Here is a 26,749-nt window from a genome sequence, read left to right on the forward strand (position 1 = left end):
CTCAGGGGATGGGTACAGCCTCGATCAGCCGTGTCGCCACCTCGGTCGGGGTCAGGCGCGCGGCGCTTTCGCCGGCCGCATGCAGACGGTGGCAGGCGACGCCGGGCAGCACCGCCTGCACGTCGTCGGGCAGCACGTGGTCGCGGCCTTCGAGCCAGGCCCAGGCACGCGATGCGGCGAGCAGGGCGAGCGCCGCGCGCGGCGACAGACCCACCTGCCAATCGGGGGACTCCCGCGTTTGCGCGACGAGCGCCTGTACATAATCGATGAGCGGTTCCGCGACCTGCACGGCCCGTACCGCCTTCTGATGGGTCAGCAGTTCCTCGGGGGAAAGACAGGGTTGCAGGCCGGCGAGAACCTCGCGACGGTCGACGCCGGCGAGCAGTTCGCGTTCGGCGGCGCGGTCAGGGTAGCCGAGCTCGATGCGCATGAGAAAGCGGTCGAGCTGCGATTCGGGCAGGGGATAGGTGCCGATCTGGGTCGAGGGATTCTGCGTCGCGATAACGAAAAAGGGCTCGGGCAGGGGGCGGGTCTGCCCCTCGGCGGTGACCTGGCGTTCCTCCATCGCCTCGAGCAGCGCCGACTGGGTCTTGGGCGTGGCGCGATTGACCTCGTCGGCCAGCACCACATGGGTGAACACGGGGCCGGGATGGAAACGGAAGGCGCCGCTGTCGCGATCGAAGACCGAGACGCCGATGATGTCGGCGGGCAGCATGTCGCTGGTGAACTGGATGCGCTGGAACGACAGGCCCAGCAATTGCGCGAGGGCGTGGGCCAAGGTGGTCTTGCCGACGCCGGGCAGGTCCTCGATCAGCAGATGGCCCTTTGCCAGCAGGCAGGCCAGGGCCAGGCGAATCTGCCCTTCCTTGCCAAGGATGACGCTGCCCGTCGCACCGACGACGTGCTCGAGCCGCTTTGGAGATTTGGGGGACAACACGCTGGCGCAGCTCCGTATTCCGTGGATAATGGAACCTTCGATGTCATTGTATGTCATTCGTTTCTGATGACCACGACTGCCTTCATCACGCATCGCGACTGCTTTGCCCACGACATGGGCAGCCATCATCCCGAGTGCCCCGACCGGCTTTCCGCGATACAGGACCGCCTGATCGCGGCGCAGCTCGACCTCTATCTCCAGTTCCACGATGCGCCGCTCGCGACCACCGAGCAGCTGACCCGAGTGCATCCGCTGCGCTACATCAGGACGCTGGAAATGAACGTACCGACGACGGGCATTTTTCACGTCGATCCCGACACGGCGATGAGCCCGGGTACCTGGACGGCGGCGTTGCGTGCCGCCGGTGCGGGCGTCCTCGCCGTCGATCTGGTCATGAAGGGCGAAGCGGAGAATGCCTTTTGCGCGGTGCGTCCGCCCGGGCATCACGCCGAGCGTGCCAAGGCCATGGGCTTCTGCTTCTTCAACAACATCGCGGTGGCGGCGGCGCATGCGATCGACCAATGGGGCCTGAAGCGCGTCGCCATCATCGATTTCGACGTTCACCACGGCAACGGCACCGAGGAAATCTTCGCCAACCATGAGAACGTGCTGATGGTCAGCACCTTCCAGCATCCCTTCTATCCCTACTGCGGAGCGGAGAATCCGGCGCCCAACATGTGCAACGTGCCGCTGCCGGCGCGCACCCGCGGCGATGGTTTCCGCGAAGTGGTTAGCGAGGTGTGGTTGCCGCGCCTGCGCGACTATGCGCCGGAGATGTTGTTCATCTCGGCCGGCTTCGACGCGCATTACGAGGACGACATGGGCAATCTCGGCCTGCTCGAGGCCGACTACGCCTGGGTCACCGAGCAGTTGCTGGCGGTGGCGCGCGAGTCGGGCAAGGGGCGCGTCGTCTCCATGCTCGAGGGCGGCTACGCCCTGTCGGCGCTGGCGCGCAGCGTCGCTACCCACGTCAAGGTCCTGGCGGACCTGCATTAACACGCCGTTACAACCTGGTAGGGCCCGGCGGGTCATTTCGACAGTAAAATCCATGACTTTCCCATTCGGACGCAACAGCCCATGATTCAAGGTTCGATTCCCGCGATCGTCACGCCCATGGCCGATGACGGCAGCCTCGACCTGCCGCGCCTCAAGAGCCTGCTCGACTGGCACATCGCCGAGGGTTCGGATGCCGTGGTAGTCGTCGGCACCACCGGCGAGTCGCCGACCGTGGACTTCGACGAGCATCGACGCCTGATCGAGACGACCGTCCAGCATGTCGCCGGCCGCATTCCGGTCATTGCCGGAACGGGTGGCAACGCTACCGCGGAGGCGATCGAACTGGGCGAGTTTGCCAGGAAGGTCGGCGCCGATGCCCACCTTTCCGTCGTCCCCTACTACAACAAGCCGACGCAGGAAGGCATGTATCGCCATTTCAAGGCGATCGCCGAGGCCGTCGATCTGCCGCTGATCCTCTACAACGTGCCGGGCCGCACGGTGGCCGACCTCGCCAACGATACGGCACTGCGCCTGGCGCAGATTCCCAACATCGTCGGCATCAAGGATGCGACGGGCGACCTCGAGCGCGGCAGCGATCTGTTGAAGCGCGCGCCGAAGGGTTTCGCCGTCTACAGCGGCGATGACGCGACGGCCATGCTGCTGACGCTGCTCGGCGGCAAGGGCACCATTTCCGTGACCGCCAATGTCGCTCCGCGACTGATGCACGAGATGATCGCGGCCGCGCTGGCCGGCGATGCGACGAAGGCGCGCGACATCAACTTCCGTCTCCTCGGCCTGCACAAGAATCTGTTCGTCGAGGCCAATCCGATCCCGGTCAAATGGGCCTGTCAGCAGATGGGCCTGATCGGCGGTGGCTTGCGCCTGCCGATGACACCGCTGTCGCCCGAATGCCACGATCGCGTCCGCGCCGCCATGCGCGAGGCCGGCATCCAACTTTGATGAATCCCATGTCAAACCAGTTCCGTTTGTTCCTCGCCTGCGCCAGTGTGCTACTGCTTGCCGCATGTGGCGGGGTCGAATCGAAGAAAATCGATTACAAGTCCTCGGGCAAACTCCCCCCGCTCGAGGTGCCGCCCGACCTGAGCCAGCCGACGCGTGACGATCGCTACGCCGTTCCCGACAGCGGATCCAAGGGCACGGCGACCTTCTCGACCTACAGCGGCGAGCGTGCAGGACAGCCCCGCGCCGAGGTCAGGAGCGACGTCCTGCCGCAGGTGAGCAACATGCGCATCGAGCGCTCCGGCACCCAGCGCTGGCTGGTCGTGAGCGGCATGCCGCCCGACAAGCTGTGGCCGATCGTCAAGGAGTTCTGGCAGGAAATCGGCTTCATCGTCAATGTCGAAATGCCCGAGGCCGGCGTGATGGAGACCGACTGGGCCGAGAATCGCGCCAAGATTCCGCAGGATGGCCTGCGCAACTGGATGGGCAAGGCACTCGATTCGCTCTATTCCACCGCCGAACGTGACAAGTTCCGTACCCGCCTCGAGAAGGGCGAGGTTGGTTCGACCGAAATCTACATCAGCCATCGTGGCATGTACGAAATCTACGTCAGCGAGGGGCGCAGCGAGACCCGCTGGCAGCCGCGTCCGCCCGAGCCCGAACTGGAGGCAGAGATGCTGCGGCGCCTGATGGTGCGCCTCGGCGCCACCGAGACCCAGGCCAAGGCGCAACAGGCGGCGAAGGCCGCCCCGGTCGAGGAGAAGGCCAAGCTGGCGCGTGCTACCGACGGCAGCGGCACGCTGGAACTGCAGGAGGGTTTCGATCGCGCCTGGCGCCGCGTCGGCCTCGCGCTCGACCGCGTCGGCTTCACCGTCGAGGATCGCGACCGCTCGCAGGGCCTTTACTTCGTGCGCTATGTCGATCCCGAGCCCACGGCGAAGAGCGATGAAAAGAGCTTCACCTCGAAGCTGATGTTCTGGAAGAGCGACGCACCCCAGGTTGACCCCGGTGCGCGCTATCGCATCTACGTCAAGGGCAGCGGCAGCGCGAGCACGGTGCAGGTGCTGACCCGCGAGGGCGGCGTCGACAAGTCCGGCACCTCGAAGAAGATTCTCGGCCTGCTCTACGAACAGTTGAAGTAATGCGCTTCGCCTCGCTGGGCAGTGGCAGCAAGGGCAACGCCCTTGTGGTCGAAAGCGGGCGGACGCGGGTACTGATCGATTGCGGCTTCGGGCCGCGCGAACTGGCGTCGCGGCTGGCGCGACTGGGATTGACCCCGGAGGATCTCGACGTGATTCTCGTCACCCACGAGCACGGCGATCACGCCGGCGGCGTAGCCCGCGCGGCGCAGCGTTTCTCGCTCGATGTGCGCATGAGCCATGGCACCTGCGTTGCCACCGGATTGGCCGGGCAGATCGAGGTGAGCCTGTTCGACAGCCACGCCGCCTTCGTGATCGGCGATCTGCAGATCGAACCTTTCCCGGTGCCGCACGATGCTCGCGAGCCGACGCAGTTTGTCGTCAGCGACGGCCGGCGGCGTCTTGGCGTGCTGACCGATGCCGGTTGCGTGACGCCGCACATGGTCGAGATGCTCGATGGCTGCGACGGTCTGGTGCTGGAGTGCAACCACGATGCCGAGATGCTGCGCAACGGCAGCTATCCCTGGTCGCTCAAGCAGCGTGTCGGCGGCCGTCTCGGCCACCTCGACAATTTGAGTGCGGCCTCACTGCTGGGGCAGATCGACCGCCGTCGCCTGCAGCATGTGGTGGCGGCCCACCTGAGCGAGCAGAACAACACGCCGCAGCTGGCGCGAGCAGCGCTGGCCGGGGTGTTGGGCTGTCAGCCGCAGGACGTTGCCGTCGCCGATCAGCAGCAGGGATTCGACTGGCGCGAACTCTGCTGAGGTTTCCGGTCGAAAAAAAAGGCCAGCCCGCAGGCTGGCCTTTCTTGTTGCCGGAAAAATCCGAATTACTTCTTCGGCTCTTCCTTCTTCGGCTCTTCCTTCTTGGCTTCCATGCCGCTCATGCCGGCCATGCCAGCTTGGGGAGCAGCAGCCGGGGCGGCAGCAGCCGGGGCAGCGGCGGGAGCGCCAGCCATGCCGGCCTGGCCTTCCATGCCCTTCGGAGCTTCCATGCCGGCCATGCCAGCCTGGGGAGCGGGAGCCGGAGCGGCGGCCTTGGGAGCGGGAGCCGGAGCGGCTTCTTCCTTCTTGCCGCAGGCGGTAACGGCGAGGGCGACCAGAGCGGCGACGAGGAGGGACTGTTTCATTGTTTGCATTCCTTTATCGATAAAAAGAGAAAGTGGAGCTCAGAAAAGACAGGGCGCGACCCAGTCAGCCGGTGATTGTATCAAGCTTCTGGAATTTGTTGTAAACGGCTAACAAACGGCTTTTTACTGCGTTTTTGCCGCGATCAGATGCCGGCCGTCGAAGGGGTGCAGACCTGGCATTCCAGCCACAGATCGTCGAAGCGCTGCCAATATGGGTGAATTTCCTTGGTATCCGCGCTGACCTGCTTGCCACGCGCGTGATCGGCGTGAAAGCGGATCGCACCATGGGACGCGTCGGCGAGTACGAAGCGGTCGGCCAGATGGCGCAGGTGGTCCGGCGTCTGACGGATCTCGATCTGGTGGCCATGGAGGCGGATCAGATTCAGCAGGCGCGGGTGCCGGGTGCGCAGGGGCGCCGGATCGTGGACGATGATGTGCATGCGCCGGTTCGCGTCGTCGGCGAGGAAGTGCAGCAGCATGGCGTTGCGGCTCGCATCATCGAGGGCCATGCGTTCGAGGTCGCCGTCGAAAAGGCGCAGTTCGCGGCACGCCGCCTGGATCGTGGCGTCGATGGCGGCGCGGTAGCCGGCTTCGCTGTCGAAGGGTTCGATCATGGGTGCTCCTATGGCTCGCGGATCGCCAGGAAGCCGCAACGATACCACTCGCGCAGCAGTTCGACGCCGGTCGCGCTGAAGCCACGGATGGTCTCGATGTCGCGGCGGTCGGCCAGTTGCCGCAGCAGGCGTCGGTCGGGGCCGGGGACCGTGATCGCTTCGCCATTGAGGTAGAAATGCGTGCCGGTGAACAGAAGCTGGGTACGCGGATCGAGCGCGACGCCGCGCCGTTCGGCGAGACTGGCGAAGCGTTTCGCCGCGAGCGGTCGTTGCGGCGGATCGAAAAACACGTGGGGTTTCGGCTCGGTCAGCATGCGACCCAGAAAGTCTCGCACGGAATTTCTGTTCCAGCTGACTCTGGCGAGAATGTCGCTTACTTGGTCGATCATGGCGTCGCCGATCTGTGCTGGCGATCGCTGCCGTTGCAGTTGCGGGTCGCGATAACGGCCGTCGAGACGAACGGTGTCCTGCAAGTGCATCAGGAACTGCTCGGCCAGCTCCTGCGCCGGGAAGGCGCGGAAGCCGATCGACCAGGTCATGCATTCACCCTCGGCGATTCCGTCGTGCGCCCATTCCGGTGGCAGATAGAGCATGTCGCCGGGTTCGAGCAGCCATTCCTGGGTCGGCCGGAAATCGGCGAGGATGCGCACCGGCAGGCCATCGATCAGGCGCTGGTTGCGTTGCTTGCCGATGCGCCAGCGGCGGCGGCCGATGCCCTGCAGCAGGAAGACGTCGTAGCTGTCGAAATGCGGGCCGACGCCCCCGCCATCGGTGGCATAGCTCACCATCAGGTCGTCGAGCCGGGCGTAGGGAACGAAGTCGAACTCGCGCATCAGGCGGTCGCCTTCGGGGCTTACCAGATTGACGCTCTGCGCCAGCACGGTCCAGGGCCTGGCGCGGCGCTTGAGCGAAGATGGGTTGAACGGGCCATGCTCGAGAGTCCAGCCGTCGACCTGCGAGACGAAGCGCGACTCGACGTCGTCGCGTGCAGCGAGCGCCAGCATGTCGTTCCGTCCGCTGACGCCGGATACGCCGGTGAAGCCGGGAATTGCGCCGCGCACCAGCAGCGGCTTCTTCTGCCAGTAGTCGGAAAGGAATTCTTCGGCCGTGAGGCCGCCCAGCAGCGTCGGAATCATGCGGCCATTATAATCGCGCCTTTTTTCGAGGCGCCCGCCATGTCCGAGGCCATTGTCGAATCACTGGATCACGAAGGCCGCGGCGTCGCACATGTCGACGGCAAGGTGATTTTCATCGAGGGTGGGCTGCCGGGCGAGCGCGTCGAATACGCCAGCTTTCGGCGCAAGCCGAGTTACGAGCAGGCCAGCGCCACCGCCATCCGCCGTGCGTCGAGCCAGCGGGTGACGCCGCTATGCCCGCATTTCGGTGTTTGCGGCGGCTGCAGCATGCAGCATCTCGAGGCGGGGGCGCAGACCGCGGCGAAGCAGCGCGTGCTCGAGGACGCGCTCTGGCATCTTGCCCGCCTCAAACCGGAGGCGGTGTTCCCGCCCATCGGCGGTCCGGCCTGGGGCTACCGCCGCCGCGCGCGGTTGTCGGTGCGCCTGGTGCCGAAGAAGGGCGGCGTGCTGGTCGGTTTCCACGAGCGGCGCAGCAGCTATGTCGCCGACATGCTCACCTGCAAGGTGCTGCCGCCGGCAGTCGCGGCACTGTTGCCGAAGCTGCGCGAACTGGTCGCGGCGCTGTCCATCCCCGACCGGCTGCCGCAGATCGAGGTGGCGGTGGCGGACAGCCAGACGGTGCTGCTGCTGCGCATCCTCTTGCCACTGACAGCGGCTGACGAAGATCTGTTGCGTGCCTTCGCCGACGCCCACGGCATCGTCTTCTACCTGCAGACGGGCGGTCCGGATACCGTGGTCCTGTTTCATCCGGCCGCTGCCGGGCCGCTGAGCTATGCACTGCCGGATTTCGGCGTGACGCTGACGTTCCGTCCGACCGACTTCACCCAGGTCAATTTCGGCATCAATCGCATGTTGGTGCGCCGGGCGATGGGACTGCTGGCGCCGCAGGCTGGCGAGCGCATCGCCGACATGTTCTGCGGCCTCGGCAACTTCACGCTGCCGATCGCCACTCATGGCGCGACGGTGGTCGGCGTCGAGGGTAGCCAGGTGCTGGTCGATCGAGCCCATGCCAATGCGTCGGCGAACGGCCTGGCCGGGTGTACCGAGTTTCATGTCGCCAATCTTTTCGAGGCGACGGCGGAGAGCCTGGCGGCGCTCGGCCCTTTCGACAAGATGCTGATCGATCCGCCGCGCGAGGGCGCGATCGCGCTGGTCAAGGCGCTGGCCGAGCCCTATCCGCGGCGCATCGTCTATGTTTCATGCAGCCCGGCGACGCTGGCGCGCGACGCCGCCGTGCTGGTGCGTGAGCAGGGTTATCGGCTGTGCGGCGCCGGCATCGGCAACATGTTCCCGCAGACCTCGCATGTCGAGTCGATCGCGCTGTTCGAGTGGCCATAAGCAACAACGGCGACCCGCGGGTCGCCGTGGCGCCATCCGCTACGGCGAGGAGAGCGTTTCTTGCTCGACCGCCCTGTAGCGCAGTGGCTTCATCAGCGCCGACTTATTGAATCAGTCGCGCTCGCCGCTGAATGCCAGCAGCAGTTGCAGCAGGCTGACGAAGACGTTGTAGATGTCGAGATAGACCGCCAGCGTCGCGCTGATGTAGTTGTCCTCGCCGCCCTGCACGATGCGGTTGATGTCGTAGAGGATGTAGGCGGAGAAGATGACCACCGCCAGCGCGGCGATGGCCAGCGACAGCGCCGGGATCTGGAAGAAGATGTTGGCTAGTGCCGCGACCAGGATCAGGATCATGCCGGCGAAGAGGAACTTGCCGAGACCCGAGAAGTCGCGCTTGGTGGTGGCGGCGACGCCGGCCAGGGTGAAGAAGATCGCGCCTGTGCCGCCGGCGGCCATGGCGATCAGCGTGCCGCCGTTGGAGAAGCCGAGCGCCACCTGCAGGATGCGCGACAGCATCAGACCCATGAAGAAGGTGAAGGCCAGCAGCAGGACCACGCCCATGCCGCTGTTCTTGGTCTTCTCGATGCCCCACATGAAGCCGAAGGCGATGCCGAGGAAGAGCAGGAAGGAGACCATGGGGCTGCCGGCGAGGAAGGAAAACTTCAACTGGATGCCGACCAGCGCGCCGATCACCGTCGGCACCATCGACAGGCCGAGCAGGGCGTAGGTGTTGCGCAGGACGCGGTTGGTCGCCAGTGCGCTGTCGCGACTCGCGGTCTGGGCAATGCCGAACTGACTGTTCATCATCTGTGCTCTCCGTAAAGTGTGGCCAGAACGCTCGTTAGAGTGGGGTGCTGCCCGCAAGTTTCAATGGTGACAGGATTTCTGGTGGCGGATAGGGTGAGATTCGAACTCACGGACGCCTTGCGACGTCGCCGGTTTTCAAGTTCTCTGCTATTCCGCGTAAAAACAGTGGCCTATTTTACATTTATCTCCGCAACTTGGCTGAAACAGACGTCTTGGGAACCCGGTAAATCCGTGCTCGTTTGACACGTTGCGGAGATTAATTTTCTCTCTCAGGTGTCTTCTTATAGCTTCGGTTCCGTGGCCAGTTTCACCCCATAAAGCCGTTCGACACGGAGACGATTGAGGCGGGATGATGCACCGACCCTTCGGAGGACATTCTCCATCTTTTCGATGATCTTCCGCTGGCCTTCATCTGCATTTGAGATCCGGCGAAACGAAAGGCAGGCACGGATATAGCGAGGTAGATCGGCCCCATGAGTTTTGGTCACAAGGTCGTAAAGATCGTCTTCCGATGCAGCAAGCACAGCTTCTTCATCTGACTTTGACCATCCGTCGTTGCTACCAAGCGTATTCAGAGCATCGGCAAGCGGTTTGGGCTTACTGAGTCGCGCGTGCTCAGCATTGAGTCTACCTTCCAGAACCGAATCGTATAGATCGCCAGGGAATCGCTGAGAAAGATCGAAACGCTCCCTACGATCAGAATTCGCCGCGACAAAGTCGTCTATCAGCTTGTCTGCCAAGTCGTCGCGAGAAAAATCCCTTAGCAAAGAAACAACCGAATTGATCTCGCCGACGCTAGACCACTTGAGGTGATCCTGGATCGCTGACAGCAACGCTGCAAGTATTTCCTCTTGGTTGTCATCAAAACCGTGTTTAAACAGGTGCCAAGCGGCCGTTAGACGTTCGCTTCCGTCATGAATCTTCAGCTGGGCATCAAGCTCGTTAGCCGCATTCCTTATCGCTTCAACATCCGGGTAACCACGTTCGATTGTTGTCATCAATGCGAGATCTAACGCGTCGGTATGTTGGTATCCGTACTCTCCAAGCAGTTCCTCCCACTGCCTTTCCTGCGTATCTTCAGACTTATCGTCGAGATATTTTGACCATCCAGCAAATCGATTGGTCAATTCCTTCAGGAAAGCCAGAGTCGGCCCTTTGCCTGGACAGTAGTGGCACCACCCCATTAGCACGAGAGAAGCGACAGCCTGCTTCCGAATCGTTGGATGAAGACCACTCAGGATCGCTGCTGTCGCCACGGCCAATTTATCGATTTTCCGCAGCACGCGAATATTTCTGAGCCCGAGCTTTGTCGCGTGAGTTTTGAGGTCAGCCGCCAGTTCATCTGATCGTGGAATAGCTACCTCGATCGCTTCTTCTGGCTTCGGGTCGAGTCTTATTTCACGGTCGACTACTTTCTCCTTGTAGAGATCGTAATCATCCTGACCGTCCAGCTCGCCGTGGTTGAAAATGAGTGCAATCTTGCAGCCTCGGTGTTCCTTCAAATAGGACACCAGCCCCAATACTTCGCGGGTAAGAAGAGATGGGCTACGGCGCTCAAAGTCATCAATGCAAATGACCAGGTTGCGGACACGCGAGAAAGCAATGTCCTGAACCAACGACCCCGTATAGTTCTTCACGATCGGAGCCTGTGAAACAGCCTTTGTAGCTTTTCTTCCGCCGCCAATCAATTTCCTGAAACCCCACCCCGATGCACCTTCCGGTGACGTTTCGCCTAGGGTTGCGTCATCAATGTTTTCGAATATGGCCAGCTTCAGGGATTCAAGGTCTTTGACACCAAACAAGGACACATACGCGTATCGAAACTTCTTGTCAGCCGACACCTGCGTCTTCAGCCGTAAGACGGCTTGAGTCCAGAGAAATGTTTTGCCGACGCCCCAGTCACCTGTCAGCGCAAGAACCTCTGGCTCATCGCTGGCCAAGAAATCATGGATTGCTTGTTTCGACTGGTGGATCGACATGCGTCAGCTGGCTCCGTTCGTGCCCGACTGCCTGAAAATATCAACCTTCGTTTCCAAACATTTCCTAAGCGCCAGATCATGCGCGCCAATCTCAAACCAGCCTGTAGGCTTCTGGTAGAAGTCGAGGCCACGCCCGATCTTCACAATCCATCCGTTATTGATGCGAATCTCTCGGTCATGAAGGTTCTTATTGACCTTGATGTCCAGCAGTACGTCGATCTCAAGCAGGCTCTGCTTGAGTTCGTCGAGCTTTTCCTGCATGTCCGCGAGCGGAGATGCATCGTCGTAGCCGGTAACCAGCGAAATCTTCTTGATGGCTGGCCGCTTCACGATGACTTCGCAGAAACGAACTAGGTTCTGGATCTGATGGGGCGCGCGAATGTATGGATCCTCGATCAGGATCTCGGTCGCTCCCTCCAGATAAGGGCCGAAGATGTTTTCGTAGCTATGGCCAGAATCACCGTAGAGGATCGTGAAATGGCGTTCCTCCAGCGATGGCTCGGGTATCGGCGACCCGACTTCCGCAACGGGAGCGGCTACCTGAATCTCAGTCGGTGCTACTGCTGCAACGGGCGCTACCGGTGCGGATGAGGATGTGCTCTCAACGATGGATGTCGATGTTCCTCGACGTGACGGAGACTGCGTTGCGGTCGCATCCTTGGATTCCGGGCAGAACACCACAACTTCGTCACCCGTTTTTCGGAAGTACGACAGGTTAATGTTGGCAAACTCGTCGTCTGGTTTGCGCTTGTTCATCTGCTCCTTGACGCGGCGCCTGCATTCGATGGCATAGGCAACGTATTCCTCGAACTCCTCGTCGGACGGTGGACCATTGGGGTGAAGGATTTTCAGGAATGCGCACAGCGTCTTCTTGATTCCCTTCTCATCCCGACCTTCCACGCATTTTCCGAGACGAATCCGCTGATTGACCTCCTCATAGCGATTCGTGTGCTTGAAGATGTAGTGGAATGCCTCGGCCAGGTAATCGGTGATGAAACCGTAGTTCGAGGTCAGATAAGCGCTGCTGTTCTTCGGCATCTCCCAGCCTGGCAGGTAGCAGGCAAAGCGATCCATGATCGCCAGGTCAAACTCCGGCGGCAGCGGCTGGAACAGGTCATGCGTCGTCGAATTGACGACCTGCTGAATCGACAGATCGAAGTTGCCGACAAAGCTCAAGCTCGCGTCGGCAATGACTTCCGCCCCACGGGAAAAACGCCCGTTGGCCATGAAGTCTTTCATGATCTGGATCGTGTCCGGGTCTTTGACCTTGATACCGCCGATCTCGTCGAATGCGACCGTGTCCCAGTAGCCTACAAGGCCAACCTTGCGACGTTGATTGTTGTAGAACAATGTCGCCTTCGTCGCTTGACCACCCGAAATTAGTGTGGCGTAGGGTGAAAATTCGCTGAAGAAGTATGACTTACCGGTGCCACGGGGGCCAAGCTCGATGTAGTTGTAGTTGGGCTCAACAAGGGGCGCGAGGCGCGTCACATAGTGCAGCTTCACTCGGTGGGACAGCTTGCTGGGCTCCAGGCCAACTGAGCGCAACACGGCATCCAGCCATTCGTCACGAGAAAACGACGCTCGGCCTTCTGTGTAACGATCGAAGTCAAAGCGGCTCAACTGGATCGGCCGCATGTCCTCGATGTAGAAAGCGTAGTCGTCCTCCTCGATGTCGTTGTGGGCAATCGTCACTTCGGCCCAGATGCCGCCTTCGAGCAGGCGGTCGTTGTCCTTAAAGAACTTGTCGCCAATGGCTATGCGCTGCGAGTTGAAGTTCTCCAGCGAGGCCCAGTGACGTTTTTCCTTTTCCACGTAGCGGACGTGCACCTTGTCGATGAAGCGGTGCTTGCCTTTGGTGGCCACTCGCGACTGGGCGGCGTTCGCTTCGTCCGGGCGCACGTAGTTGTCTTGTAGCGTTGCCAGTACGGCCTCCATACCGGCGTTGATCTCGGCCGGATCATCGCTTGCGCAATACCGGGCCAGGAGAAACTCCAGCACGAAGGTGGGGACGTTCGTTCCCTTCTTGATCCGATGGAGAAGATCCTTGCGGACGACTTTGCCATCGAACGTCGTCGTCAGCTTCGTATCCAGCGCATCCAGCACGTTTGCTGGGGTTCCAGTTTCGCTCATACTGTGTAGTCCGTTTCTAGCGTCAGGCTATTAAAGGCCACCAAGGTATTGGGATTCAGTGCCTTGATCGTGAACTTGCCTTCGAATTCTTCGAGCATCTTCAAGGCAACAGGCACCCGCACATTTGGGCGCAACGAAATTGTTCGGGTGGCCGGATCGACGGCACCACCGGGGCGGGGCTCGCCGACGACATCGCCGTTAGGCTTATGGGCTTCCAGAAGAATCTCGACCTCACGATCCTGCTCGAACATGTCGTCATTAGCCCACATCACCTCGACCACTGGTGTACGGGTCGTGATGCGTTTTGCGCCGTTGCGGTAGGTCAGATCAATCTTAATCTTGCGGATGGCCGGCTCAGCGCCCTCCAGGCGCATGGACAGTACGGGCACGACAGCTTCCTGAAGTGAAGCCCCACCGTGGAAATAGAGCAGCCCCCGCGAATACGGGGCCATACTTTTCGGCATCGCAACCATCGGGAAATCGCCACGAACGCCCAAGCGCTCGTTAGCCATCACCAGGTTGCTGGAATCCCCGCCGCCTTGGCCGAGCAGCATTCGATCATGCGCATTGAAGGCCCAGTTACCGGTTGGCTTCGAGCACACATCACCAGCTTCAGCAGCCGCGTTCAGGTAAAAGCCGTGGTCGGTGGCAATGACGACTTCCTTGAAACCTTCCTTGCGCAAGCGATGAATCGCGGCCCGAATCCGGCTCAAGGTCTTCGGCAGCAGGCCCAGAGTTTCCTGGGGGTCGTTTTCTAACTGGCTGTCGATCTCAACGCTGCGCAGAACAAACAACTCGATGGTCTCTGCCACCGAGTCCTTGGCCATCACGTAATCACCCAAGCGCATCTCAGTAAAGCGCGCTCCGTAGCGCTTACGAATGGCCTCCATCCTTTGCGTGACATTGCCAACAGTCTGGTCCCCAAGCGTGGGCACCAATCCTGTTCCGTCAGAGCGGAGCGCGAGCTGCTGCCCGGCTTCGGGTAACAAACTGGCCATGCCGATGATCGTAATCGTAGGTAACTGCGCGAAGGCCGCCTCAATTGTTACCGGACCATCTTCAGAGAGTAGATGTTCCAGCGCCACGCCCAATTCATAGCGCAACGCATCCACCAGGATGTAAGCGATGCGATGGCCCGCTTGCTGCAACGGCTTCGCGACGAAGCGGTCAAAGACATCTGCATTGGCAAGCCGATTGGCTGGTGGCCAACCGGTCGTTTCCAGGTGGCGCATGAAAACGGCCTGCACCTTTTCCGCGAGCTTGCGATAACTCGTTCTGGCTTGGCCAACAACCGAGCTCATCAGGCCATGCGGATCAATAAAGTCGCTGGCCGCTTGTTCAAATTCGCGGTGCAACCGATCTATCTCGCGCAAGCTGGCCACATAGAAATCAATCAGGCTGGTCTGCGATTTGGCGTAGTCAGGTAGCTGGCGGTCAAAGTCACCGCACTGCGCCACCAGGCGCAATGCGGCTTCGATCAGGCCCCATTGGCTTTGGCTTTCCGCCTTATCCAGCCAAACTGACGAGGCATGCTTGGCAATGATCTCGCGCACGCGATCCACATCGTCGGCCTTGAGTGCCTCAATGGCACGCTTCAGAAATGTGCGTTCCTCGAAGGGAAAGGTATCGCGCTTGCCTAGATCGTCGAGTTCTCCGCACGCATCCTTTAGATTCAATTCCTTCTCGATCGCTTCGGCGTGCTCAACGTAGATATTCCGCGAGCGCAAATCACTGCGCAGTCGCTCGCACAGATCCTCAATGAGCGACCTGGCCTCAGGCATTGCTTTCGGAACATTCCCAAGCGCTGACGGCAAGGAAACCGGCAGATCAAACGCGAACTCGCTGAACAGGCAGAAGCGCCAAAGCTCCTCCGAAATCGTCGCCCATGCTTTGATCTTGCTCTTGAGATCGAAACCCAACGTGACCTTGAGCAAGTCACGCGCTTCCTGCACCCAGTTGTCAGCACCTTTCAGCGCCTTTTCCTGGGAGGCAGAGGGCGCCATCAATGCGTACAGAATGTCACGCACGGACTGCGCATCCAGCAATGCGCGCAAATGCGGCCAGCCTAAACCGCCGCCAATGGCGTCAATCACTGCAAAAGTCGGCGCTGGCGTCTCGGCAAAGACCTTGCGAATCACCGTCGCATGGTCTGGCTTGGCGCGCAGGCAAATGCTGAGGAATTCGTCTCCGTCGTCATCGGGGAAAACTGCGCCGCAGGCCGCGTAGATGGCAAAAGGATCCTTCTGTTTTTCCTCGTCGTTAAGCGGTTTGGCCATTGGCACATAGACGATCAGCCCCTCGACACCGCTTTGCGGCTTGCCTACCTGTCGCAACAGACTCAGGGCATTCAAGCGACCGTCCAGGCCAGAAGCACCTACATCGATTGCCTTCAGATTTTCGGACTGCATCCCAAGGCAAAGCTCACGATACAGCCCAGCCTGGTCGTAGACCACCAGACAACTGTGGCTCTTGAGCCGTGGCGTCAGCAAATTGTCGCGAATGAATTCGGCAATGCTCATAGCAGATTGCCCCGAGCGAATTTGTGGCGCATCAAATCACTGCTATCGATCTTGTAGATCGCAAAGTGGCACACCATGCTCCACAAGAGTCTTCGCGTCGCATGAATTCGCATCAAAAAGCCTCCCGACCTTCGGCAATGTTCAACAGAGCAGGGAACAGCCATCACACTTCCTCCACTTTCTTGCGGCGCGTCTTCTTTGGCTTCGCCTCGGGCTCGATGTACAAATCTTCCAGCCCATGGGCGATAGCCAGTGACTTGTCGGTTTTGCATTTCTCCCGCACGCGGGCTGGCCAGTAGCTCATGGCCAAGTGCGCCCAGTCGTAGTCGCCTTTTTCGAGCTTTGCCCAGGTGTCTTTGAGCACCTTTTGCCATGGCTTATGGCGGAACAGCGGCCAGAGCGGCGCAGCGGTGATTTGCACGCCGTCGTCGTGGTTCGGTTGGTAACCTTGGGCGATCCCCAATAACGTGTCGCGCAGTTCGATCAGTTCAAGCTCGAATGCCTGGAGAGTCTCAAACTGCTTTTCTTCGTCGTGGGTACGGGACGAGCCTCTATTGCGCAGCGCTGTCCCCCCAGCGCCCACTTGCTTGAGCTTGGCCTCGATAAAGTCGTTGATGGCCGTGTATAGCGTCTGGTTGGTGAGGGTGGGATAAAAAAGCCACAGTGTGTAACTGCCTGAGCGGGTAGACAGGGGCCATAAAATTGGCGCCTTCCTTGGTGACAACGAATGACTGGTCAGGTGGTCTTCAAAGAAACCTTTACTCTCAGAAAAATAATCCTGCAATGATCCGCCCGGAATAAATCGAGCAACATCATCAATGAAGGCGTCCTCAGAAACGCCTAAAACGCTCTTTGAAAACCCAACAACTAGGGTGAGAAGATCATCGGTCAAGCTAGGCGAATGCCCGTTCTCTCCTGCGCGGGAAAAAGCTGCGGTAATCAGCCTATTTATGAGAATTGATAAGCAATCGCGCAAGCCTTTTTCGGCGTCATAATTTGCCGCCGAGTATCCTTCTGGACGCAATACCGACTCGATTTCATGGCTCGATTCATCGGCGCCGCGCAAACGATCGATGTACTCAGCCAATAATTTCTGTTCCGATACAGGAATGCCATAAATATCAAATATCTTCAAATCAATTTGATATTGGCGGTCTGCCACGCCTTTCCATGCAGCCGAAAGATCCTTTACAACCTGAGCCAAGCCAAGCTGTACGCTTCTTGTCGAAGTTATCTCCTTTAGAGCCTTTTCATATATGGCATTTTCGTCGGTGGCATCCTTCACAAGACCATATGCCTCTTGAGCAAACCTGCACAACCCCTCATCCTTGAGCACTCTCTCTTCCATTGGAATTGCAGCGAGATGTGCAACTTCAAACTTCCGTCCAGGATGAAGTGCTGCGCAAATAATGTCTGCTAGACGAGAGTTGAACAGCGCGAGCAAGTTCCAAGTGGACTCTTCGTCTTCGGGAATGATTGCCATTCCGGTATCGGAAAATACCGAATCCTTTGGCATGAGACGCCCATTCATGCCAACACTGCTGACCCTGGGAAAGGTTATTCCAGGTTTGAAGAATTCAGATTCATTCTTTATTGTCCGAGAGGCACCGCCATACCTTTGCTCTGCGAAGGCTTTTGACTCCCGGCCGTCTTTATCCCATAGGAATAGCCAATTCTCATTGGAAAAATATCGACGGAACTCGCCACCTTTCATCATTGGGACCCACTTAAGGCCGTTCCCAATTTCGTTGCCAGGTACTTCCCATCGCAATCTGGTAAATCGGAAAATATCACCCGGAATTAGCCCCTGCCGTACTTTCCCATAGCGCTTATTGCTTACGGGTTTCTCAACAAGCGGCTTGCAAGCAAAACCTGGGTCAAATTGTGGAAAGCGCTTGATCGCTATCTCAACCGCCGTAGGAAGCCAGTAGCACAGTGATCCATTTGGGATCTCCAAAAACCAGCTATGTTCTCGGACCCAGGTACTCGCAGGCGACTCACCATTGCGCAATGACGACAAGATTCTGGCAATAGCGGGTTGCTTCTCTTTAGTCGTGGAGAGATCAATGGAGTAGAAGGCTGAACTAGCACCTTTTGATGCGATGTAGGCGCTAGTCTCAACGGTCGCCCCATCAAGAACGCCGCTTCCAAGATCTGCAAGAACTTGGAGTCTTGTTTCTCCAGTAAGGAGCTCTCGCCGCATAGGCTCAAAAAATTCAAGCGTATGAAATGTGCGAGATGTGATTTGACCTTGAAAACCGTTTGCAGCAAGAAGATCTTTGGCGCACCGCAAGAAGAAACACATATACAAATCCGGGCGCCCAAGAGCGTAAACCCGTTTTAGATATTGCGTAGCCGAAGCGGAAGATTCACCGAATGGCGGATTCATCACAATCACATCAAACTTCTCTCGAGTTAGATCGATCATTCGCAACAATTCGAGGGAATCTTGGGCGAAAAGTCGTCCTTGGAAAGTCGCTTTTACTGTGTGCGCGAACTCAGTCAGTGACAACCGAAGTCGGGTTTCGGCTTGCCGCCAGTTCTCATGCTCTTGCTGGGCAAATAGTCCAGCGCCTTTGCCGACATAAATTTGCCGGATCAAGTGTGGCAATTCGCGCTCAACCTGGAGCAGTATCCCGAGTTCGGGTAGGTCCTTGAGAACTTGGATAGTCTTCTCGAATAACTCGGCATCGAGCTTGTCGAGGTTTGCAGCGAACTGTAGACGTAGTTCTTGCTCTGCCGGCGGAGCAATGGCGGCAACTACTTGGCCCCGCCCGACCAGGGGGCGATCTTTGGCTTTGATGTCTGCATCGTGCCAGGCACGTTGCGCTCGGAGCCACAGCGCCAACGAGGCGATCTGCGCGGCACGAGGGTCAATGTCCACACCGTGGATATTGTGCTCGATGATGAGACGCGGCACGTCGCGCAGGAACGCCGCCTCGTCCCCATAGGCTTGTTTCAGTGGTTGGAAATTGGCCTGTGGTTGCGTTGAGACATCGAGCGAACCAGGCCCGTGTTCCTGCTCCCATTCCCAGGCCTCGCGGTAAATCTCAGTCAGCAAATCGAATGCGTAAAGTCCAAAGTGCATCGAACCGCAGGCAGGATCGAGCAACTTGAGTGTGCGCGGGTCGCGCAGGCGAGTCGAAGCTTCTGGCTCTTCATTCGGCTTGATGAGCAGGTATTGACACCGTCCCGCCAGCGCCGACTTTCCGCCTGTAGCGTTGAACCATAGGCGGCCAAGGGTGTTGTCGACCAGAAATTCGACCACATAGCGCGGTGTAAAGAACTGGTTGCGCACAGCCAGTTCGCGGCTGTTGCGTGGCGCTTGGCTAGCATCGCGCATCGCTTTGCGCTCTTCTTTTGAATTGAAATATTGGTAAATCCAGCCGATAGTTTCGTCCTCGGTCCAAAGCAGATCAATGTCGGTAGCATTGATGAGGCCCAGCAGTTGCAGTAGCGTAGCTTCTCGCGGGAAAAGGCGCCCATGCGGCGAATAGCGATCAAATAGCAACGGCAAGTCCTGCGAAAGCTCATCGAATACGCTGAACAGATAGGAGCAGTACGCTTCGCCGGTTTCCCCTAACCCTGTGCCCGCCATGCGAGCGTATAGCTGAAACCCCTGAGACTGGTAGCCAGATTGGTCGCAAGCGCTGACCGATGGGTAAAGCAGGCCACGCGCTTCGGCCATACGTAATGCGCAAAGACGGTTTAGGACCGTAAAGGCTTGCTCGCGGACGATGCGGTCGAGCACTTCGGCTTTGTTGCCATCTGGTGTCTGCGCCAGGTAGTGCTGAAGCAGTTCGCGTAGGATGCGCGCCGTCTCGCGCTGGGCATCGGTGAGGTGGGTCAGTTTTTCAAATGCCGCAACTTCGCCCGAGACGGGATCAAGTCCGTAGTCGTTCTGTAGTTGCTTGGTGAATTCGTCAGACAACAGGCTGCGCGCTTCGGACACGAAGCGCTGAAGCCTGTTGCGGGTTGATTGGTCAAACGCCATGCGTGGCCTCGTTATTCTTTTATGGTCAGATTGACTTCAATGTCAGGCAATCCGGCGAGTTCGGCTTTGACGGTTTGCAACTGGGTGATGAGCTGATCGATCTGGTCGGTGGTTGTGAGCTTGAGGCGAATCGGTAGATCGCGCTTTTGCTTGCCGCTCTTCTTCAGGTCCTCGATACGCTGACGACGCTTTTCCTGGCCCTGGCGACGCACGGACTCCTTGAGCTCGGTGATGCGCGTGTTGATTTCGTAATCGCGAGACAGCAGTTGCTTAAAGCCGTCGAGGTCGCGGTTGGCATCAATCGAGATGGATTCAAGGCGCGACAAGATGCTGGCACGTTCCTCGGGGTTGAGTTCGGCCCATTCGGGAAGTCGCTCCAGGTCCTCTGCGCCTTCTTTGCGGCGATGTTTCAATTGCTCGGCCAGCTTGTCGGCGGCATCGCGTACAGAATTTTGCAAGTTGGTCAGCTGAGTCGCGAGGTCCGCTGCCGATTTGTAGAAGGATTCTTGGGCGAGCCGGTCGCTTAGCAGAGAGAGGTCTTCCGCCAAGTCGCGCTTGAGATCGCCCGGCACGCCGGAATCCGGCAATGCCTGTATTTCATTTCGATGTCGCTGCAAATCGCGCAGGGTGGCATCCAGTCCATTTTCTAGGGTGCGCTTGAGGTCGCCAGCCCATTGGAGGTTGTCATACAGCGGCGACTCTTCACCGCCCAGGCGTAGCGGTGCATCGGAGGCATCGGTGAGCAGAATGTCTTGGATGTCGCTAGTCAGGTTGCGCAACCGATCAACCCCGGCAACGCCCAGACCGGAGAGCTTTTCAGCCAATGGTGAGTAGTCATGCTGGTAGCGCGGGAAGTGCTTGGCAGCGGCCTTGCTGATTTCTTGCTCCAGCGGCACCACCGAATCGCCGATCAGGTTGGTGAGCCGTTCAGCCGCACGGGCGAGCACGTCGTCCGGCATCTTGGATTCGCGCAGGGAGACGCCGATCGGGCCAAAGCTCTTGTTGGTCTTGAGTGCATCGATCGCTTGTTGCCCAGCGGCAATGACCTCGCGCCCGGAAATCTTGAGTTTGAGATCGCCAGCGACCAGCATGGCGGCTAGGATGTAGCGCACGGTATCGGGCGACCACCCGAAGGGTGCGTCGCTAAATTGCTCCAATAGGCGCTTGCCTTCCAGCGTGCCGTTACGTTCGATAGCATCGCGCAGGCTGACGATGGCCTTGTGCGCGGTGTTGATCTTGTGTGAGCCACCTTTTATTTCGACCAGCCCCAAAGGATCTAGGGCGCTATTGATTCCCGCCGGGTTGCCGACACGCAGGAATTTCTCGGCCAGGGCAGTATCGACGCGCTCGGGTGCTTCGGCATAACGATTAAAAACATCGGCCGCGACTTTCGCCAGGTGCTTCTTGGCGGCGTCGAGCAGCTCTTGGTCAAGACTGGTGACGGCATCAAACTGACCACGGAAAACAAACGAACCGTGAGTCAGGCTGCGTTTAACGTGCACCTGAAGCTGATTGGCCAGCGTGGTAGCTCGGTCGATCTGGCTGGCACAATACTCTTTGACTTCCTGGTCGGGGTCGTTGCGGTGCAACTCAGCAATACGCTGGCAGCGATAGATTTCAGCGGCCAAGTTATCCGCTTCGGGGCTTGTGCGGCCCAGCAAGAGGATGGTGTTCTGATTGCTGCGCTGGCGTGATTCATCGACCAGGCGAGTACGTGCCGTGTCGTAGTTGGCCGGATCTGAGAACTCGACGATGGTCTGGATGGTTTCACGATCGCCCGCCAGACTGGACGGGATGCCGCTGTTCATGACCTTGAGACCAGCGGTAACAGCAAGACTGCCATGCAACCGGGTGGCCGGGAGGGGGTCGAAGACCTCGCGTAGGGCTTCGTTTCCGATGCGACGGATATCGACGGAACGTAGCGGGATGTTGCCGCGCTCCTGCTCGATGTCGCGCAGCTTCTCGGACAGGAAAGTCAGGCTGCCATCTTTTTCGCCCAAAGGAACGAGCGGATCGTTGAGCATCTGCTCGACGGCCTTGCTGACCTCATCCTGGTGCGAGGCAGCATCTACACCGGGGTGCATCAGGCTGGCGACGTTTTGGAGGGTGACCGGCAGGTTGGCGAGGATCTGCAGGATGGCGATGGTCTTGGCGATGTTCTTGTGCAGATCGGAATCCGGGAAACGCACGAAGACCTTGCCGACCGCTTGATGGATTGACGGAAAGGCGCGGCGAATATCTTTGTCGAGTGCATCGAATAGCGTGACGGTCGTGGCGAGCCAGCCTGTGGGGCGGTCAGCTACCGGAATCTCGCCAGCGTGTTTTTCAACCAGAATGTCTTGAATGACCTTGATGGCCGAGCGCAGGCCGATGCCACCCGTCGACTTGGCCAAAGCACCCAAGAGGTGCAGCAGGATGTCGAAATGCGCTGGCAGGAAGGGATACAGGTTGATGAAGGTGTCACGTGAGAAGTCGGAGTCGTAATACTTGGCGTCCTGCAACTTGGTGTTGTGACGCAGAGCTTGTCCGTGGGTATCGAAGAGCTTGCCTAGCGCATCAGCACCAGCGGGGGATTTTCCGAGCAGGCGGCCGGTACAGATCTTCTTGATGTCTTCCGCTTCCAGGTCGATCTGGATCGGGAAGCGGTCCTTGAGTTTGTAGAGCTGAGATGAGTTGAGCGCAGCCCTGGGGTCGTCCTCGGTCAGCGTCTGCTGCGCGGTGGCGAACATCCAGACTTTGCCATCGCCCAGGCGCTTGAGGTTCTTGGCCAAGCCGTCGAGGTTGAGGATCAGGTTGTCTCGCGAAGCGACGTATTGGCCGACTTCGTCCACGATTAGCAGAACGTACTGCTTGCCGCTTTTCTCGCGGATGATGTCGATCATTTCCTGAACGCGCTCATTTTCGAACTTGATGAAGCTATCAATGTTCGAACTAAACGATGATGACGTCGGGAAAAGCGCCGGATACATTTCGTGGGCAACTTGAGGGACAAGTCCGTCGACGATCAATGGATCATTTTGAAGTTCGCCTTTCCACGGCAAACCTGGGAGCATTGCAGCGACTTTCTGCTCGAATTCAGCAAACCGGCCGTCTTTCTCAAGTTTTCTCTCCAGTGCTGCGACCTTGAGATTGCGCGAGTAGCCCGCCCATTGCAAAACCTTGTAGTAGAGGACTGTCGATACCTCTTGCATCGTCGCATCCACAACCTGGTCGCTCGCCAGGTCAAGCATGACCACGGCAGCAGGGAAACGCTGAACGACGGTGGACAGCTGAGCTTTAACGGGCGCGGTTTGCAGGCGATCTTGCAGATGTTTGATGAACGGCAAACCATCAACCTTGATCTGGTTGTCGAAGGCGAAGCCCAGGTACTTGGTGAAAGAGCTCTTGCCTGAACCGTAGAAGCCGGACACCCAGACGCCGATCTCGTTTTCACCACCGGTTTCCATGGCCAACTGCATACGATCGAGGAGTTTGCGGAACTGTTCCTCGATGCTTTCGGTGACGATGTATTCCGAAATCTCGGACTTGAGGCGTGCTTCCTGGGAGGCGCCGTAAGTGATGACCTTCTCGATTGACCGGTGAATGTCTTTGGACGGGTCGAAGAGTGTGCGGATCTGCATGATGGGTTTCCTAAATACTGAACGGTTATCCACCAACGTGGACAGAGCGATAGTTGCCGTCTTCTGGGTAGAAGCCGAGGAATTTCAGTCGGGTCTTCCCGGTGCGGACACCGGGATACAGAAACACAGTGGGCACACTGAACTTACCTTGCAGCTGACCCTCAATTGCGCCGATGCGCATGTAGGGGTGCAAGGCTTCGAGGTCAGTTACCAGCAACAGGTGGTTGGCTTTGCCTTCGAGCGCAGCAAGCGCCTCTTCTAGGCGCTTGAGGAGCGCACCACTACTGGTCAGCGCGTTGGAAATCGACTCATTGGTTTTGCCCCAGGCCAGCGGATCGCGCTTTTCTGCGGCAAGCCAGAGCGCACGGCGCGGATCGGCACTCAATACCTGTTCTATATGCTCGGCGATGGAGAAAGTGGAGACATCCCAGCCATCATTGCGCAACTTAGCGATGAGTGCCGGTGTTTGGCGCTTGATGTCGATAATCTGTGCCGGATCGAACACCAGGTAATAGATGGGCTCGAAGCTGGCATGCCCGAGTTCGCGCCCGTGACGGATCCGCTCGCGCAATTCTTCAAAGTCGGCTTTAAGCGAGGACATCGCAAACGGCCTCCATGGTGGGGTGCTTCCAACTGATTCGAGTGACGTCACCGCCGGCCTGGAAGATCAGAAAACCTTTCAGCGACAAACGACGCAGTTCTTCAATGACTTCTTCTCGCGATAGACCAAACAGGCGCCAATCTAGATGGTTGATTACCGATGCATCCCCAAGGCCGGAGAAGTGCAAGTCATAGGCGAGATAAGCTGCAACATTCTGGCTAAGCCTGAAAGTCAGCATACGGCGCGAGGAGCGGGTGCCTTTTTCCAGTAATCCGTAGTCTGCGCAGCAGCCCGTGAGGTAGGCAGACACTCGGCGGACGGTGGTTTCAGACCAGCGCTTAGACGTTTTGCCGTCATCGATTCCCCGCTGCACAAAGACTTTGGCGTCTTCATTACTGACCTGAGTGTGCCCGCTGGCGTATCGATCCCAATACACCTCGCGAATAAAATCGGCGAGGATTGGGTTGGCGCGAGCGGTGAAGAGAAGGAAGAGTTGCAGTAGGTCGCCGGAATTCAGGCGTGTAGCGAGACTCTTCAGGTGTTGCGCTGCGATGCCTTGATTTGTCAGGTAGCGCGGCGCAAAACATTCGGCGACCACGTTGCGGAGTCGCCTGGCGGTGACGTTCGGGAACCGACCTGAATCGAGCGCGGCTTGATACAACTGCGAAGCAGTTTGGCCGGGCTGCCAGATGTCGAGCAAAACCTTGGTCTCGTCCATAAGACCCAAGCCTGCTTGCAACTGCGTTGTGTAGGGTGCCGGCGTGCTCATGCCGGACGCGAGAAATAAGGATAGGCACGAACACCGCCAGTAAAGGCGGCTGCATAGACTTGCGCGAGCTGGCGAACGGTAGCGTCTGAGACAATATCGTCCGCCAGTTTGATCGCAACCGGGCCTTCAGAAGCGCCTGTCTTGGTGCCTGCCAGTTCGATCAATGCTGCCTCAGCCGATTCCTTTTTGCTGATGATGCTGGCGTCGATCGCATCTGGCGAGTTGAGCAACAGGTTGTGAAGATCTTGCTCCGTTTCCTCGGGCAGACGGAAGAGGTGGAAAACCTGGCCAACACCGATATGCTCGTCGTGCAGGCGCCGAGCACCTTCCGTGGCGCCATGGTACTGCGCCAGGAAAGTGGTTTTTGGGAAGACCGGCACGAGGAACTGATTGCCGATCGTGCCGAAAAACGACGTGGGCCACCAAGCATGTTGGCTTTTTTCGCCGAGGTAGGCGGCGACAATTCGAAGTCGCGCCAATTTGCTCAGTGAGCTATTCACTTCTTTTCTCCCGTTTTTTTGTTCCAGGCGTTTTCTGGGTTGTTCGGTCATCAACAGCCTGTTGCTTGATCCACTCCGCGATGTCCGTCTGGGAGAAACGCCAAGACCCGCCAACCTTGAACGCCGGTATCTGCTTAGCAGCTGCAAGCCGGTAGATCGTGCGTTCTGTGACCTTTAAGAAGTCGGCGACTTCTTTGATGGTGAGAATTTCGCTAGATTTTGCCGTAACCATAGCGCCCGCTGATCGCGTGGAAAAGACGTCAGAATAGTGCAAAATATTCAAGATGCCAAAGGTTTAATGGCTATCCTTCCTGGCCGGCCAGATCGGCCTATGCCTTTGGGCCTATGCATGAAAATTTGCCGCCGGGCTATCTGGCCCGGCGGCAAATGAATTTCCGGGAGTAGCTGGGATTAGGCAGCTATCTTGATCTGGTTTTCCTTGGATTTGTCCATCAGGAAAGCATGCGCCTTTGATGCCTGCGACGCGGCGGTAAAAATCGCCTTCTTGTCGTGCTTGAGCACCTTCAGCCAGGAATCGATATAGCTGGCATGGTCGTCCATCGTGGCCGGGATCAAGCCCAGATCCGCACAGCAGAACGCCGCGCCCAGTTCGGCGATCAGTTCCTCGAAGGCATAAGCCTCCGTGCCGAAGCGCCCGGAGAAATCACGCGCCAGGCGTGACTTGTGGCCGGTCCAGTGCGTCAGCTCATGCATTGCTACTGCGTAGAAAGCCTCGTCGGACACAAATCGGCTGCGCTCGGGTAGATAGATTTCGTCGCTGCTCGGGCGAAAGAAAGCCTTGCCGCCCTGCTCGAAGATAGCGGCCCCACTGTGTCGCATTACTGCTTCGGCAGCTACATCGCCCTGGAAAGTGCGGCGCACGATGCCATCTGCGATTCCCTCGCATTGGTCAATATTGAACACGGTATAGCTCTTTAAGAAGCCAATCTTTCGGGATTCGACCTCGCCGGTCTCGGTGTCGATACGATCACGGTCGACGGTAGAAAAGTACACAACCTGCTGGCCCTTGCTGCCTTTTTTCACAGAGCCGCCAAGCTCCTTGGCCTGCTGATATGTCAGCCAGGCGGAAGAAGCAAAGCCTGCCTCCTGCGCGGCAAGCCAGAGAATCAGGACATTGACGCCCGAATATGTTTTGCCGCTTTTGCGGTTGTACGGGATTCCGGTCGCCCCGGCCCCTGACCACAGTGGCCTGCCATCGCGCTTCACGCCAAGCTCAATGGCGGCGATGATTTTGTCAGTCACCGATTGATACAGATCGAACTTACCGCTTTTCCCATCCTGCTCTTGGGTGAGTCCGGGGGGTACGGGGGGAACGCCCGTTCCGTTTAAGTTGGCAGGTGTGGATTGGGTGCGTACTGGCATGATTTTGTCCTTTCGTGGTTGTGATTTCTGCTCTTCGGAGCCGTCCGCAAACGGGCGGTGAGCGAGCGGCCCACAGGGCGACCAGGCGAAAGGGAATGGAGCAAGCCGGCATGCCAGCCGGGGTTATCGGGGTGAGGAATAATTGCGACCGTAGGGAGCGGTTATGCCGGAGCCACGCTGGCTGGCGTGACGGGT

20 protein-coding genes are annotated in these 26,749 nt (G+C 58.7%); 5 read left to right on the forward strand and 15 right to left on the reverse strand.

Going from position 1 to position 26,749, the window contains the following annotated elements; genetic code table 11:
• Window position 1: 1 nt before the first annotated feature.
• Complete coding sequence (locus EJE94_RS09805) at window positions 2-934, reverse strand: AAA family ATPase (protein ID WP_370685663.1); 933 nt, start codon at window positions 932-934, stop codon at window positions 2-4.
• Between the two features lie 117 nt (window positions 935-1,051).
• Between EJE94_RS09805 and EJE94_RS09810 the strand changes: the two genes are divergently transcribed.
• The 4 genes from EJE94_RS09810 (at window position 1,052) to EJE94_RS09825 (ending at window position 4,796) form a co-directional block, all read left to right on the forward strand.
• A complete protein-coding gene (locus tag EJE94_RS09810; RefSeq protein WP_207855923.1) occupies window positions 1,052-1,933 on the forward strand; it encodes a histone deacetylase family protein in 882 nt (293 codons plus the stop codon).
• A gap of 81 nt (window positions 1,934-2,014) precedes the next feature.
• Window positions 2,015-2,893, forward strand: coding sequence for a 4-hydroxy-tetrahydrodipicolinate synthase (dapA, locus tag EJE94_RS09815; RefSeq protein WP_121241029.1), 879 nt, complete (start codon window positions 2,015-2,017; stop codon window positions 2,891-2,893).
• Between the two features lie 8 nt (window positions 2,894-2,901).
• Window positions 2,902-4,035, forward strand: coding sequence for an NlpB/DapX family lipoprotein (gene bamC / locus EJE94_RS09820; protein ID WP_243642579.1), 1,134 nt, complete (start codon window positions 2,902-2,904; stop codon window positions 4,033-4,035).
• Window positions 4,035-4,796, forward strand: coding sequence for an MBL fold metallo-hydrolase (locus EJE94_RS09825; protein WP_121241033.1), 762 nt, complete (start codon window positions 4,035-4,037; stop codon window positions 4,794-4,796). Before bamC ends, EJE94_RS09825 begins: the two co-directional genes overlap by 1 nt.
• Before the next feature lie 65 nt (window positions 4,797-4,861).
• On the opposite strand, the gene EJE94_RS09830 is transcribed toward EJE94_RS09825, so the two are convergent.
• The 3 genes from EJE94_RS09830 to EJE94_RS09840 form a co-directional block, all read right to left on the reverse strand.
• The gene (locus EJE94_RS09830) at window positions 4,862-5,161 is read right to left on the reverse strand and encodes a hypothetical protein (RefSeq protein WP_243642580.1); all 300 of its coding nucleotides are present in this window, start codon (window positions 5,159-5,161) and stop codon (window positions 4,862-4,864) included.
• 143 nt (window positions 5,162-5,304) lie between these two features.
• Complete coding sequence (locus tag EJE94_RS09835; protein ID WP_121241035.1) at window positions 5,305-5,775, reverse strand: DUF7931 domain-containing protein; 471 nt, start codon at window positions 5,773-5,775, stop codon at window positions 5,305-5,307.
• Window positions 5,776-5,783: 8 nt separating this feature from the next.
• Window positions 5,784-6,911 (reverse strand): JmjC domain-containing protein, encoded by a 1,128-nt coding sequence (locus EJE94_RS09840; RefSeq protein WP_121241037.1) that lies wholly within the window; start codon window positions 6,909-6,911, stop codon window positions 5,784-5,786.
• A 39-nt stretch (window positions 6,912-6,950) separates the two neighbouring features.
• On the opposite strand from EJE94_RS09840, the gene rlmD reads away from it, so the two are divergent.
• Complete coding sequence (gene rlmD, locus EJE94_RS09845; RefSeq protein WP_121241039.1) at window positions 6,951-8,249, forward strand: 23S rRNA (uracil(1939)-C(5))-methyltransferase RlmD; 1,299 nt, start codon at window positions 6,951-6,953, stop codon at window positions 8,247-8,249.
• 111 nt (window positions 8,250-8,360) lie between these two features.
• Here the strand turns inward: rlmD and EJE94_RS09850 are convergent, their stop codons facing one another.
• The 11 genes from EJE94_RS09850 to EJE94_RS09905 all read right to left on the reverse strand — a co-directional run bounded on the left by EJE94_RS09850 (window position 8,361) and on the right by EJE94_RS09905 (window position 26,554).
• On the reverse strand, window positions 8,361-9,053 hold the full coding sequence (locus EJE94_RS09850; protein WP_121242210.1) for a Bax inhibitor-1/YccA family protein: 693 nt from the start codon (window positions 9,051-9,053) through the stop codon (window positions 8,361-8,363).
• 284 nt (window positions 9,054-9,337) lie between these two features.
• Window positions 9,338-11,035, reverse strand: coding sequence for a P-loop NTPase fold protein (locus EJE94_RS09855; RefSeq protein ID WP_121241042.1), 1,698 nt, complete (start codon window positions 11,033-11,035; stop codon window positions 9,338-9,340).
• Window positions 11,036-11,038: 3 nt separating this feature from the next.
• Entirely contained in the window at window positions 11,039-13,168 is a 2,130-nt protein-coding gene (brxL, locus tag EJE94_RS09860) for a BREX system Lon protease-like protein BrxL (RefSeq protein WP_207855890.1), read from the reverse strand.
• On the reverse strand, window positions 13,165-15,687 hold the full coding sequence (locus EJE94_RS09865; RefSeq protein WP_121241043.1) for a PglZ domain-containing protein: 2,523 nt from the start codon (window positions 15,685-15,687) through the stop codon (window positions 13,165-13,167). The genes brxL and EJE94_RS09865 overlap by 4 nt, the downstream gene beginning before the upstream one ends.
• Window positions 15,688-15,850: 163 nt before the next feature.
• Window positions 15,851-19,681 (reverse strand): BREX-1 system adenine-specific DNA-methyltransferase PglX, encoded by a 3,831-nt coding sequence (gene pglX, locus EJE94_RS14745; RefSeq protein ID WP_207855892.1) that lies wholly within the window; start codon window positions 19,679-19,681, stop codon window positions 15,851-15,853.
• An 11-nt stretch (window positions 19,682-19,692) separates the two neighbouring features.
• Entirely contained in the window at window positions 19,693-23,301 is a 3,609-nt protein-coding gene (gene brxC, locus EJE94_RS09880; protein ID WP_121241046.1) for a BREX system P-loop protein BrxC, read from the reverse strand.
• 25 nt (window positions 23,302-23,326) lie between these two features.
• A complete protein-coding gene (locus EJE94_RS09885) occupies window positions 23,327-23,902 on the reverse strand; it encodes a BREX protein BrxB domain-containing protein (RefSeq protein WP_121241048.1) in 576 nt (191 codons plus the stop codon).
• On the reverse strand, window positions 23,889-24,671 hold the full coding sequence (locus EJE94_RS09890; protein ID WP_121241050.1) for a BrxA family protein: 783 nt from the start codon (window positions 24,669-24,671) through the stop codon (window positions 23,889-23,891). Before EJE94_RS09890 ends, EJE94_RS09885 begins: the two co-directional genes overlap by 14 nt.
• Window positions 24,668-25,222: a BrxE family protein gene (locus tag EJE94_RS09895; protein WP_121241052.1), complete on the reverse strand. Its 555-nt coding sequence runs from the start codon at window positions 25,220-25,222 to the stop codon at window positions 24,668-24,670. Before EJE94_RS09895 ends, EJE94_RS09890 begins: the two co-directional genes overlap by 4 nt.
• A complete protein-coding gene (locus EJE94_RS09900) occupies window positions 25,164-25,454 on the reverse strand; it encodes a helix-turn-helix domain-containing protein (protein WP_243642581.1) in 291 nt (96 codons plus the stop codon). The genes EJE94_RS09895 and EJE94_RS09900 overlap by 59 nt, the downstream gene beginning before the upstream one ends.
• Before the next feature lie 128 nt (window positions 25,455-25,582).
• Window positions 25,583-26,554 carry an ArdC family protein gene (locus tag EJE94_RS09905; RefSeq protein WP_121241056.1) on the reverse strand — a complete coding sequence of 324 codons (972 nt, stop codon included), beginning with the start codon at window positions 26,552-26,554 and terminating at the stop codon, window positions 25,583-25,585.
• Window positions 26,555-26,749 lie beyond the last annotated feature (195 nt).

Origin of the sequence: Sulfurisoma sediminicola (assembly GCF_003865015.1) — a bacterium.
Taxonomy (GTDB): Bacteria; Pseudomonadota; Gammaproteobacteria; order Burkholderiales; family Rhodocyclaceae; genus Sulfurisoma; species Sulfurisoma sediminicola.